This is a genomic window from Rhodococcus jostii RHA1 (assembly GCF_000014565.1).
GTDB classification, from domain to species: domain Bacteria; phylum Actinomycetota; class Actinomycetes; order Mycobacteriales; family Mycobacteriaceae; genus Rhodococcus_F; species Rhodococcus_F jostii_A.
In genome coordinates this window covers 4577946-4590000 of the sequence record NC_008268.1, presented here as the reverse complement: position 1 = coordinate 4590000, position 12055 = coordinate 4577946, and the positions used below count along the sequence as shown (strand labels likewise).

Genomic DNA, 12055 nt, shown 5'->3' with positions numbered 1-12055 from the left:
CCAGCCGCTCCGGGGCAACCGTTCCATCTTATCCTACCAGCCTCACCGGCGCAAGCCGAGACGCTGAACAGAATCTAACCGGGATGGAAGCACCACCGTACACGACGGTGAACTTCCGATGTACCAGGCGCCTTCGTCCAACCTCGTGTCCCCCGCCTTCCGGCCGGGGTCGGTGTCCGTGTCGCTCTGACCTGGAATAAGTTACGCGAAGGGAAACAAGAACACCAAATCGCCAGGTCAACGCCGCAAAACCGCTGATTCAGGGCACCCAGTACTTGGCAGCCAGCTCCTCGATCACCACATCACCGTCCGTGGCCTGCTCCAAAGCCGCGAGGTCGGAGTCGATGGACACCAATCGTGGATCGTCCCCCTCCGCCTCCTGGACCGGGTGGCCCCCGTCCTCGGCCAGCTGGCGCAACAGCTTCTCGCGCACCCGGTCCTTCAGCGAATCGCTCATATCGAAATCATGACCGCGCGACGGTGGGTTGTCGAGAGTGCACCGAACTCACTCCTCGGTCTCGTCCGGCGCCTTCACGTTGTCGCTCTTGCCGAAGACTCGCAGCGCGGTCGGAATGAGGACGATCAGCGCGCCCAGGATCGCGATCAACGAAAAGACCTGCATTGCCATCTGTGAACCGACTCTCTGTTTCGTGCCCGCGGCGACCAGGTGTCAGGCCGGCGCGAGCCAGCTTCCCCAAGATGTGTTCCTGGTGACGGTAAACGCCGCAAGGAAAATGAGCACACCGACCATCACTCGCGGACCGAACACGATCGTGCGATCGCGTTGTCCTCGCCATCGGCGACGTGCCCATCCGATCAAGGCGAAGACCATCACCGCAATGAACGGGACGATCAGAACATTGCCGGCCACGGCGGCGCCGATGTCGAGGTTGGTGAGGTCGTGCACCGCCCTCAGCCCCCCACAGGCCGGGCACCACCATCCGGTCAGGGCATAGACCGGACAGAAGCCGTACGAACCCGGTTGATGCGGATCCCGGAAGTGGAGGATCGCGGCAGCGACAACGGCGCCGGCGGCCACAGCGGCGGGTGCACCGAGTGCGCGCAGACCGGCCGCCGACGTCGTCGGAGTTTCGCTGTGGGTGTCCACGTGACCAGTCTTCCCGATTCTTCCGGGCATACACATCGGCCACGGCGAACGTGTCCTGCCCCGGAGACAACTCTGGCCCTTCCCGACTGATCGGGAAGGGCCAGAGGACCGCTGAGCTGCCTGAGAGAATCGAACTCTCGACCTTTTCATTACGAGTGAAATGCTCTACCGACTGAGCTAAGGCAGCGGTGCCTTTCGGCGGTGGCGAGTCTAGCGCCTCAACCCCGAGTATGCGAAAACGGCTCCCTGAACGCGTCGCCGAGAGTGGCCACCATGGCGTCGACAGCCCACTGCGGCTTGACGTTGACGGTGATCGCCTCGCGGCACTCGAGGACGGCTTCGATGCACCTCAGAAGGCCTTCCGGGGTTGTTCGCGAGGCGAGGTCGGCGGCCCGATCCGCCATGTCCGGGTGGTTCGCGGCCGCGTTCGATTTCCATGCGACGGCGAGCGCGTCGCGGTAGAGACCGGCCAGATCGATCAGTGCACGGTCGAGTGCGTCACGGCCCGTGCGAGTGGCCCGGGACTTCTGGCGCTTCTCGAGATCCTTCAGCACGCCGGCCGAGCCTCGCAGGGCTCCAGCAGCACCCTTGCCGGTGCCGCCCGCTCCCAGCGCGGTGCGCAACTCCTCGGTCTCCTGCTCGTCCCTGGACGCGCTCATCTCCTTCGCCTCCGCGTCGGCGGAACGCACCAGTTCCTCCGCGGCGGCGAACGCGGTGGCGGGCCGCAGCGCCGCGACGGCGAGATCCAGAGCATCCTTACGGCGCACCTTGGCATTGAGATCCGTCGCGAGACGTCGGGCGCGCCCGACGTGACCGCCGCTGATCGAGGCCGCCAGTTGCGCATCGGCGGGATCCAGGCCGTCCCGCTCGCGCAGGACCTTGGCGATGGAGTCGGCCGACGGGGTCACGAGATGGACGTGCCGGCAGCGCGACCGCAGCGTCACGGAGATGTCCTGCGGGTCGACAGAGGGCGCACACAACAGGAACACGGTGCGATCCGGCGGCTCCTCCACCACTTTCAGGAGGGCGTTGGCCGCCCCCTCGGTGAGCCGGTCCGCGTCCTCGACGACCACGATTTGCCAGCGCCCGGTGCTCGGCCGTCGGGCGGCGGTCTGCACGATGGCGCGCATCTCCTTGACGCTGATGCTCAGCCCCTCGGGGACTACCTGCCGGACGTCGCCGTGGGTACCGGCCATCGCGGTGGTGCACGCGTGGCAGACGCCGCAGCCGGGAACGCCGTCGCTGGTGCATTGGAGTGCTGCGGCGAAACACTGCGCGGCCACCGACCTACCCGATCCGGGTGGGCCCGTGAACAGCCACGAATGCGTCATCGAGGAGCCCATCGCGCCGACTCCGCGACGGGCGGCGGTCGCCGCGGCCGTCAGCTCGGCCTCGACGTCCTCTTGGCCCACCAACCGGTCGAATACCGTCACCGCGCCAGCCTAACCGGCACATGCGACAGCACGACCGGCCCGAGGTACCGGCTCACGCCTTCTTGTCCGCTGCCTTCTTCGAGGCCGCCTTCTTGGCCGGCGCCTTCTTGGCGGCGGTCTTCTTTGCAGCCTTCTTGGCGGGCGCCTTCTTCGCGGCGGCCTTCTTCTTGACGGGACCGCGGGCACGCCGATCCGCCAGCAGTTCCGAAGCGCGGGCGTCGGTGATGGACTCCACCTCGTCGCCCTTGCGGAGGCTGGCGTTGGTTTCACCGTCGGTCACGTACGGCCCGAACCGGCCGTCCTTGATCACCATCGGCTTCTCGCTGACCGTGTCGACGCCCAGCTCACGCAGCGGCGGGGTGGCCGCAGCCTGCCGTCCGCGGCGTTTGGGCTCCGCATAGATCTTCAGCGCCTCGTCGAGGGTCACCGTGAACATCTGGTCCTCGGTGGCGAGGGACCGCGAATCCGTCCCCTTCTTCAGGTACGGGCCGTAGCGGCCGTTCTGCGCGGTGATCTCTTCCTTGGACTCCGGATCGACACCCACGACGCGCGGCAGCGACAGCAGCTTCAGGGCGTCGTCGAGGGTCACCGTCGCCAGGTCCATCGACTTGAGCAGCGAACCCGTCCGCGGCTTCGGACCGGTGGCCTTCTTCGCCGCCGCCTTCTTCGCGGGCGCCTTCTTGGCAGCTGTCTTCGTCTTGGTCGTCCCGTCGCCGGATTCGTCCGTCACCGGCACCACTGCCGGTTCGGGCTCCGGTTCCGGCTCGGGAAGGATCTCGGTGACGTAGGGGCCGAAGCGGCCCTCCTTCGCGACGATCTCGTGGCCGGTGAGCGGGTCGACGCCCAGCTTGCGACCCTCCTGCGGCGTCGAAAAGAGCTTCTCCGCGTACTCCGGTGTCAGCTCGTCCGGCGGAAGGTCGTCGGGCAGGTTGGCCCGCTGGGAAATGAGGTCGCCCTCGGGGTCGTCCGGGTTCTGGACCATCCGCTCGAGGTACGGACCGAACCGTCCGACGCGGACGTGCACTTCCCGTCCCTCGGCGTCGTCGAAGAGCCTGATCGAGTTGACCTCGCGAGCGTCGATCTCCTCGAGGTTGACCCCGACCATCTTCTTCAGGCCGCCCTCACGGGCAACCGAACCCTCGGCGCCGTGATCGCCGCCGAAGTAGAAACTGCTCAACCAGTTGCCGCGCTGTTCCCGGCCACCGGCGATCGCGTCGAGATCGTCTTCCATCCCGGCGGTGAAGTCGAAGTCCACCAGCCGCCCGAAGTGCATCTCGAGGAGACCGATGACGGCGAACGCCACCCAGGACGGGACCAGCGCACTGCCGCGCTTGTAGACATATCCGCGATCGAGAATGGTCTTGATGATCGACGAGTAGGTGGACGGGCGGCCGATGCCCAGCTCTTCGAGGGTCTTGATCAGGCTCGCCTCGGTGTAGCGGGCGGGCGGGTTCGTGGTGTGGCCATCGGGATCGAGCTTGGTGGCGGTGACCGCCTGGCCCTCGACGAGCACCGGCAGGCGCGACTCGGCGTCGTCGGACTGGCCGCCGGCCTCCTCGTCGACGCTCTCCACGTAGGCCTTCAGGAATCCGGCGAACGTGATGGTGCGGCCCGACGAGGAGAAGGTGCATTCCTCGCCGGTGCCCGCGGTTCCGGTGATCCGCAAGGTGAGCGTCGTGCCCCGCGCGTCCGCCATCTGCGACGCCACGGTGCGCTGCCAGATCAGCTCGTACAGGCGGAACTCGTCGGTGTCGAGGCGGGAGTGCAGCTGACCAGGGGTCTGGAACACGTCACCGGCCGGGCGGATGGCCTCGTGCGCCTCCTGCGCGTTCTTGACCTTGCGCGTGTACTGGCGCGGTGTGTCGTGCACGTACTCGGCGCCGTACAACTCGGTGGCCTGCGCGCGGGCGGCAGCGATCGCCGACGACGACAAGGTCGTCGAGTCGGTACGCATGTAGGTGATGTAGCCGTTCTCGTACAGCCGCTGCGCGATGCGCATGGTCCGCTCGGACGTGAAGCGGAGCTTGCGGCCCGCCTCCTGCTGCAGCGTCGACGTCATGAACGGCGCGTACGGCTTGCGGGTGTACGGCTTGCTCTCGGCGGAGGAGACGGTGAGGTCGACACCGGCGAGGGACTCGGCCAGACGCTGCGCTCGCGCCTCGTCCAGAACCGTAACGGTGCTCGTCTTCAGCTGGCCATCGGCGCCGAAGTCGCGGCCGGTGGCGACCCGGGAGCCGTCGACGCTCACCAGACGCGCCCCGAAACTGCGGGGGCTGGCGTCAGCGCCGGCGTCGAGGGTGGCGGAGATGTCCCAGTAGGACGCCGAGCGGAACGCCATCCGCTCACGTTCCCGCTGCACGATGACACGGGTGGCGACGGACTGCACTCGGCCTGCCGACAGCCTCGGCATGACCTTCTTCCACAGCACGGGGCTGACCTCGTAGCCGTACAGACGGTCGAGGATGCGGCGGGTCTCCTGCGCGTCGACCAGGTCGTTGTCGAGTTCGCGGGTGTCCTCGGCCGCGGCGCGGATGGCCGGCTCGGTGATCTCGTGGAAGACCATCCGGCGAACCGGGATCTTCGGCTTGAGCGTCTCGAGGAGATGCCAGGCGATCGCTTCGCCCTCACGGTCGGGGTCGGTGGCGAGGAAGAGTTCGTCGGCGTCCTTGAGGAGGCTCTTCAGCTCCGTGACCTTGGACTTCTTCTCTGGACTGACCACGTAGAGGGGTTCGAAATCATGGTCGACGTTGACTCCGAGCCGCGCCCAGGATTCACCCTTGTACTTGGCCGGGACGTCTGCGGCTCCGCGCGGAAGGTCGCGGATGTGACCGACCGACGCCTCGACGACATAGTTCTTTCCGAGGTACGGGGCGATCTTGCGGGCCTTGGTCGGCGACTCGACGATCACGAGGCGGCGAGGCTGGCCGGACGCTCCCGCCGCACCCTGTGCACTGCCGTTGTCCCCTTTAGCCACCTGTAGCCCGAGCCTTCCTGAAGTCGATCGCTGCCACTCGGCAGTTGTGCAGACAAACCCTTTTATACCCGGTTCGCCTATTACTAGAGTGACATACCCGGAACCCATCCTCGCAGATCAGTACCGTGTGCGCGGCTCTACACGTGGGGCCAACCGGTACGGTCGTCCAAATTTCCGGGCGCCTCACCGATGCTCTCGACGAGTCTGCCGAGCCTACGCCGACCCGAGATTCGGAGCCCCGGACCGGAGCCACGGGTACCGATCAGCGTCGGCGCGATGCCCGCTCTCATCAATGCCTGAGCCAACGGCGCGTGGGTATCCGGGGCATGCGGATCGAGTCCGAGGACGAACCGCTCCCCCTCCGCTTCACTCCTGCCCGACGCGAGAGCCCACACCCTCAGCTGACGCCCCGACGGCACCCAGCCGGAGGGCACCGCCTTGACCGCCCCTCTCGTCCACTGGTCCGCGAGAGGCCGCAAGTCGACGACCGATGCGGTGCGGACCAGCGGGCTGCCCTCGTCGCTGCGCGTGATCTCGACCTCGAGTCCGGCCTGGGTGATCAACTCCGCAATCGCCTCCGCCCGCCACTGGGCGTCGACCACGATCGAGATGCGCGCACGCCCGGCCGATGTGACCACCTGACCCGTCGCGGCGAGAAGACCGCACAGATCGGTGACTGCCGGCGGCATCGACTCCGCGGAGAAGAAGGAGAGCTGGCTCACTGAAGTACCCCCTTTGCCACGGCACCGTTGCCGTGAAAACGACTCGTCCCCCACCGCCTCAGGCGATGGGGGACGAATCAGACGCGGTCACGAAGACCCCGCCTATCTGATTTACGTGTTCACGAATGTGAACGGCAGAATCAGACTGCGCGAACGCCGGTAGCCTGGGGGCCCTTGGTGCCCTGGCCGACCTCGAACTCCACGCGCTGGTTCTCCTCGAGGGTGCGGAAGCCGCTGCCCTGGATCTCGGAGTAGTGAACGAAGACGTCAGCGGAGCCGTCTTCGGGTGCGATGAAGCCGAAGCCCTTTTCCGCGTTGAACCACTTCACAGTGCCCTGTGCCATGCTTTTCCTTCTCTTTCTAACCACCGGATTCGGCGGACAGCACATACAGTCCGCCGGGCCGGTTCCGACCGCTGTACTTCTAGATTTCCCCCTCAGGAAAAGCAGAGCACCGCGTTCGCAACATCGATCCTGCGAACGTTCACTCTTTCAAGCCTACGAACACAGAAGCTGCGACCAGTTGTAGTCAACCATGAACTCCGCGAACGCAACAGTCGAAATCCGAACAATTCACACAAAAAGTTGATCTTGTAGCGAACAGGCACGAAACAGCGGATTGGCGCGGGGGTCACGACACCCCGGGCGACAGCCCCGGAAAAGGACTCGTTATCATCAAATGCGCAGGTCGTGGCGGTGTGGAAGCTACTCGCCCGTACCCTACGACAGCCCGGAGACATCAGTGAGCACACCGTTTTCACCACGTGACGACAGTGGAAATACGGGCGAAACATACGGCCGGGCGCTGCTGAACCGAGTCCTCGAGGGTGTTCCCCGAGACGAAAACCCGCTCACTTTCGCCGCCGAAATGCCTGCCCGGACTTCTCAGCTGTCGGAATGGCCCGCGTGGGCGCACCCGAGCGTCGTCCGGGCCATGCAGGAGAACGGGATCCCCCGTCCCTGGACCCACCAGGCCACCGCCGCCGACCTGGCACATCACGGGACGAACGTCGTGGTGTCGACCGGCACCGCCTCGGGCAAGTCCCTGGCCTACCAGCTTCCGGTACTCACCACTCTGGCAACGGATCCGCGGGCGACCGCCCTCTACCTCTCGCCGACCAAGGCGCTGGGAGCAGACCAACTCCGGGCCGTGACCTCGCTCATCGACTCGGAAGTCCTGGACGCCGGGGACGACCTCCGGGGCGTGCGCCCGTGCATGTTCGACGGCGACACCCCACTCGAGGTGCGGCACTGGGCACGGGAGAACTCGCGGTGGCTCTTCACGAACCCCGACATGCTGCACATCTCCCTCCTCCGGACCCATCAGCGATGGGCGCACTTCTTCCGGAACCTGGCGTACGTGGTGATCGACGAATGCCACTCCTACCGTGGTGTCTTCGGCTCGAATGTCGCGCTCGTGCTGTTACGGCTCCGGCGCATCGCGGCACGGTACGGCGCCGAACCCGTCTTCGTCCTCGCGTCCGCCACGACAGCGGACCCTGGAGCGGCGGCGTCACGGCTGATCGGCGCGCCCTGCGCCGAGGTCGTGGAAGACGGTTCACCACACGGCCCCCGGACGGTCGCGCTGTGGGAACCCCCGCTCATGCGGGAGGTCACCGGGGAGAACGGAAGCCCCGTTCGACGGCCCGCGGGTTCGGAGGCCGCGCGCATCATGGCCGACCTGATGGTCGAGGGAGCCCGCACGCTCACCTTCGTGCGTTCCCGCCGGGGCGCGGAGCTGACTGCTATGGCGACCAAACGCCTACTCGGGGAGATCGATCCCGAACTCTCGTCGCGAGTCGCGTCGTATCGAGCCGGGTACCTCGCCGAGGACCGGCGTGAGCTCGAGACCGCACTCGCCGACGGCACGCTGCTGGGGGCGGCGACGACGAATGCGCTGGAACTCGGCGTCGACATCGCCGGCCTCGACGCCGTCGTGGTCGCCGGGTTCCCCGGCACGGTGGCGTCGTTCTGGCAACAGGGAGGCCGGTCCGGCCGACGCGGCGAAGGTTCGCTCGTAGTCCTGATCGCGCGTGACGACCCTCTCGACACCTACCTCGTCCACCACCCGTCCGCGCTGCTCGACAAACCCGTCGAGGCGACCGTCACGGACCCGAGCAATCCGTACGTCCTCGGACCGCAGTTGCTCTGCGCGGCAATGGAACTACCACTTTCCGACGCCGAGGCCGAGGCGTTCGGGGCGATCGACGTTCTCGGAAAGCTGGCCGAGCAGGGCCTGATCCGCCGGCGGGCACACGGCTGGTTCGTCACCGCCGGCACAAATCCTCATGGCGCAGTGGATATCCGGGGTGGAATCGGAACCCAGGTGGCAATTGTCGTGTCGGAATCGGGACGCATGCTCGGAACTGTCGACACGGGCCGCGCTCCCGCCACGGCACACCCCGGCGCCGTCCACATCCACCAGGGTGAGTCGTACGTCGTCGACGAACTCGACCTCGACCAGGGACTCGCCCTGGTGCACGCGGAGGACCCGGACTGGACGACGTCGGCCCGCGAGACCACCGAGATCACCGTCACCTCGGTACTCGAGCAGAAGCAGTTCGGCGACGTCGAGGTTGCGCTCGTCGAGGTGGAGGTGACCCATCAGGTGATCGGGTACCTGCGACGGCTGCCTTCGGGCGAGGTCCTCGACGCGGTCGAACTGGACATGCCGAAGCAGACCCTCCCCACCCGCGCGGTGATGTACACCGTTACCCCGGAACTTCTGGTGCGGGCGGGTGTTCCGGCCGAACGCGTGCCCGGTTCGCTCCACGCCGCCGAACATGCCGCGATCGGGCTCCTGCCTCTCGTCGCGGTGTGCGATCGAGGCGACATCGGCGGCGTCTCGACGGCGGTGCACGCCGATACCGGACTTCCGACGGTGTTCGTCTACGACGGTCATGCAGGCGGCGCCGGATTCGCCGACCGGGGTCACGCCGAACTCACTCGCTGGCTCGGCGCGACCCGTGAAGCGATCGAATCGTGCGAATGCACGTCAGGCTGCCCGTCGTGCGTGTACTCACCGAAGTGCGGAAACGGTAACGACCCCCTCGACAAGGACGGCGCGATCCGGGTCCTGACGGCGGTACTGGACTCACTCGGCTGACGGGTCAGCGCAGATACAGCCGAACCTTGTCGATCACATCGCGGAGCAGGTGAATCTCCTCGCCGGTCGGCGGGGCGGTGACGGTGAGATCGTCGGCGACCTTCAGTTCCCAGCCGGTCTGCGCTCGCACGTCGTCGACGGTGACCCCCTCGTGCACGCTGACCAGCTCGAGTTCGTCGAACGGACCCTGCCTCGACAGCACCCCCAGGTTCGTGAACACCTTCGTCACCCCTCGGCCTCGGGGCATGATTCCGTCACCTGCCTCCCGGGCCCGGACAGGGCTCGGGGACGTGCAGAAGTCCAGTTCCGCCGGGAAGGCGCTCGGGTCGTGTCTCCGCATCACCACGAAGATCTCGCCGGCGTTGGGCATGATCTCCACGGCGCCACCGGCACCGGGCAACCGGACCGTCGGCTTGTCCCAGTCGCCGATGATGCTGGTGTTGAGGCTGCCGTACCGGTCGATCTGGGCCGCACCGAGAAATCCGACGTCGACGTTGCCGCCCTGCAGCACGTAACCGAACAGTGCCGACATCGATACCACCGACTCCGCGCCCGACACGACGACCGAGTCGGCGATGCCCTCGGCCATCGCGGCGGGGTGCGCGCCGCACACTCCCGATTCGTAGATCAATTCGACGTCCGGGTTACTTGTCCTCTTGGCGAGATCGACGGCGAGAGTCGGCAAGCCGACGCCGGCGAAGACGCGCCCCTTCCCGGCGAGTTCGCGGGCGGCGACGGACACGATGATCTCCGTCGCCGAGATCGCTCCGAGTGGTGCTGTGCTCATTTCCGGCTCCCGTAGTCGACTGGTTCGGAGAATCGGGGCTCGACGGCGAGGTCGTTCCAGTAGTCGCCGCCGAGTTTGTCCAGGTACTCGGCGTGATTCGCGGTGCCGTGGATCCACTCCTTCAGCCACGCCTGCAGGAGTGCGGAGTCCTTGCTGATCGCGGTCCATCGCCGGTAGAACGCGCAGTCCCGGTCGTAGTACCCCTGCACGTAGGACGGATGCGCCCCGCGCGGACAGACCACGACGGCATCGATCGCGTGGGAGGGAATCAACGTGCGGCTGGGGTCGGAGCGGACGACCTCGTCGTCGACGATCTCCTCGACGACCACGATCGCCTTCCCCGCGGCGTACACCGCTTCCTGCTGAACCCCGGAGATACCCCAGATCTGCACGTTGCCGTGACGGTCGGCGCGCTGCGCGTGGACGATGGTGACGTCCGGGTTCAGCGGAGGCACGACGTACACGGTGCCCTCGCCGTAGGGATCGTCGACGAGTCGAATTCGCGGGTTGAGCCGCGGAAGGTCGCTTCCGGCATAGGAGCGCAGCGGAAAGAACGGGAGTCGTGCGGCGCCCGCCTGATAGCGGCAGACCATTCCGTAGTGGCTGTACTCCTCGACCTCGAGGGCCACCGGATCGTGGTGCTCGATTCGGCGTCGCAACTCGTGCAGCGATCCGGCCGAGCCGCTCGCGAAGAACGAGGCCACGAGCTTGGTGACACACCCGGCGGCCACGAGTTGATCCGACACGATGTCGGGCGTCATCCGGCACAGCGTGAGGTTCTGCCGCTTCTGCCGGATGATCTCGTGCGCAGCCGCGAAGGAGATGAGATGCGAGAAGCCCTCGAGGCACACGGTCATCCCGTCCTCGACATACGTTTCCATGGCTTCCGCCATGCTGACCACTTTGCTCATCGCCATGCCCTTCTCCGGAACGACGGGAGGTCGCCTCGGAACCTCTCCCACCGGATTACCGCCGTGTGAATCAATAGTGTTGACAAATCTGTTGCTGGAACTGCAATAGTTCTCCCGTGGAGATTTCTCAGATCACTGCCTTTCTCGCAGTTGCCGAGGAGTTGCATTTCGGCCGCGCCGCGCAGCGCCTGCACTCGGCCCAGCCGCCGCTGAGCCGAACGATTCGGCAACTGGAAAAACAGCTCGGAGCAACTCTTTTCGAAAGAAACACGCGGAACGTCCGGTTGACCTCCGCCGGTGAGGCACTGCTCGGCCCGGCGCGCGAAATCCTGGACGCCTGCCGGCTCGCGGAGATCGCCGTCGCCGCCGCCGGGCGCGGACAGGTCGGCCGGGTGCGCATCGGCTTCGCCGGAGTTTCGTCCCACCTGCTCATCGGACGGTGGGCGAAACTCGTCCGGCACACCCACCCGGGTATCGAATTCGTGCTGGACAGTTCCGCTTTCGCGAGCGAAGCGCTGAACAAGCTCCTCGACGGAACCCTCGACATCGGCCTGGTCCGGTGGATCTTCACCCCGCCGGGCATCGCGTCCCGCGTCATCCTCAACGAGGACTTCGTGGTGGCCCTGCCCACCGACCACCCGCTCGCAGGCAGGGACGGCGTTCGCATCGAGGAACTGTCCACCGAGCCCTGGGTGACGCTGCCCGCCGATCCCGGATCGGCGCTGCGGGACTCCCTGCAGAGGGCGGCCCACGACGCCGGTTTCACGCCCCGGATCGTGCAGAGCGCCCCGGACTCGATGGCGTTGATGGCGTTGGTGTCCGCGGAGGTCGGTTGCGCGTTGACCGTCTCCTCCGTGGCCGAGAACGTGAACAACCCCGATGTCGTGTTCCTGCCGCTGGTCGGCGGTCCCAGCACCCTGCAACTGCGGATCGCTTGGAGAGCGGACGACGACAACGCCGCGTTGCGGGAAGTCCTCCGGCTGTCCGAAGAGGCCATGCCCACGCCGGAATGACC

11 protein-coding genes and 1 tRNA gene are annotated in these 12055 nt (G+C 66.6%); 2 read left to right on the top strand and 10 right to left on the bottom strand.

The annotated features are described in order from the left end of the window. Window positions 1-259: 259 nt before the first annotated feature. From RHA1_RS21205 to RHA1_RS21170, 8 genes are all read right to left on the bottom strand, one after another. Window positions 260-457 carry a hypothetical protein gene (locus tag RHA1_RS21205; RefSeq protein ID WP_009477430.1) on the bottom strand — a complete coding sequence of 66 codons (198 nt, stop codon included), beginning with the start codon at window positions 455-457 and terminating at the stop codon, window positions 260-262. 48 nt (window positions 458-505) lie between these two features. Next, window positions 506-628: a hypothetical protein gene (locus RHA1_RS52920; protein ID WP_005248443.1), complete on the bottom strand. Its 123-nt coding sequence runs from the start codon at window positions 626-628 to the stop codon at window positions 506-508. A 42-nt stretch (window positions 629-670) separates the two neighbouring features. Beyond that, window positions 671-1108, bottom strand: a complete 438-nt coding sequence (locus RHA1_RS21195; RefSeq protein ID WP_011596788.1) for a DUF2752 domain-containing protein — start codon at window positions 1106-1108, stop codon at window positions 671-673. 114 nt (window positions 1109-1222) lie between these two features. Then, window positions 1223-1295, bottom strand: a tRNA-Thr gene (locus tag RHA1_RS21190). A 31-nt stretch (window positions 1296-1326) separates the two neighbouring features. Beyond that, window positions 1327-2541 carry a DNA polymerase III subunit delta' gene (locus tag RHA1_RS21185; protein WP_011596787.1) on the bottom strand — a complete coding sequence of 405 codons (1215 nt, stop codon included), beginning with the start codon at window positions 2539-2541 and terminating at the stop codon, window positions 1327-1329. Window positions 2542-2593: 52 nt separating this feature from the next. Beyond that, complete coding sequence (topA, locus tag RHA1_RS21180) at window positions 2594-5515, bottom strand: type I DNA topoisomerase (RefSeq protein WP_011596786.1); 2922 nt, start codon at window positions 5513-5515, stop codon at window positions 2594-2596. 137 nt (window positions 5516-5652) lie between these two features. After that, window positions 5653-6237 carry a hypothetical protein gene (locus tag RHA1_RS21175; RefSeq protein ID WP_011596785.1) on the bottom strand — a complete coding sequence of 195 codons (585 nt, stop codon included), beginning with the start codon at window positions 6235-6237 and terminating at the stop codon, window positions 5653-5655. A 140-nt stretch (window positions 6238-6377) separates the two neighbouring features. After that, entirely contained in the window at window positions 6378-6581 is a 204-nt protein-coding gene (locus RHA1_RS21170) for a cold-shock protein (protein ID WP_005248460.1), read from the bottom strand. 397 nt (window positions 6582-6978) lie between these two features. On the opposite strand from RHA1_RS21170, the gene sftH reads away from it, so the two are divergent. Further along, a complete protein-coding gene (gene sftH, locus RHA1_RS21165) occupies window positions 6979-9342 on the top strand; it encodes a DNA 3'-5' helicase SftH (protein WP_011596784.1) in 2364 nt (787 codons plus the stop codon). Window positions 9343-9346: 4 nt separating this feature from the next. On the opposite strand, the gene RHA1_RS21160 is transcribed toward sftH, so the two are convergent. Together RHA1_RS21160 and RHA1_RS21155 are read right to left on the bottom strand one after the other, a co-directional pair. Further along, the gene (locus RHA1_RS21160) at window positions 9347-10129 is read right to left on the bottom strand and encodes a CoA-transferase subunit beta (protein ID WP_009477423.1); all 783 of its coding nucleotides are present in this window, start codon (window positions 10127-10129) and stop codon (window positions 9347-9349) included. After that, window positions 10126-11046, bottom strand: coding sequence for a CoA transferase subunit A (locus RHA1_RS21155; RefSeq protein WP_016884538.1), 921 nt, complete (start codon window positions 11044-11046; stop codon window positions 10126-10128). The genes RHA1_RS21160 and RHA1_RS21155 overlap by 4 nt, the downstream gene beginning before the upstream one ends. A 110-nt stretch (window positions 11047-11156) precedes the next feature. Between RHA1_RS21155 and RHA1_RS21150 the strand changes: the two genes are divergently transcribed. Then, window positions 11157-12053 (top strand): LysR family transcriptional regulator, encoded by an 897-nt coding sequence (locus RHA1_RS21150; protein ID WP_011596782.1) that lies wholly within the window; start codon window positions 11157-11159, stop codon window positions 12051-12053. Window positions 12054-12055 lie beyond the last annotated feature (2 nt).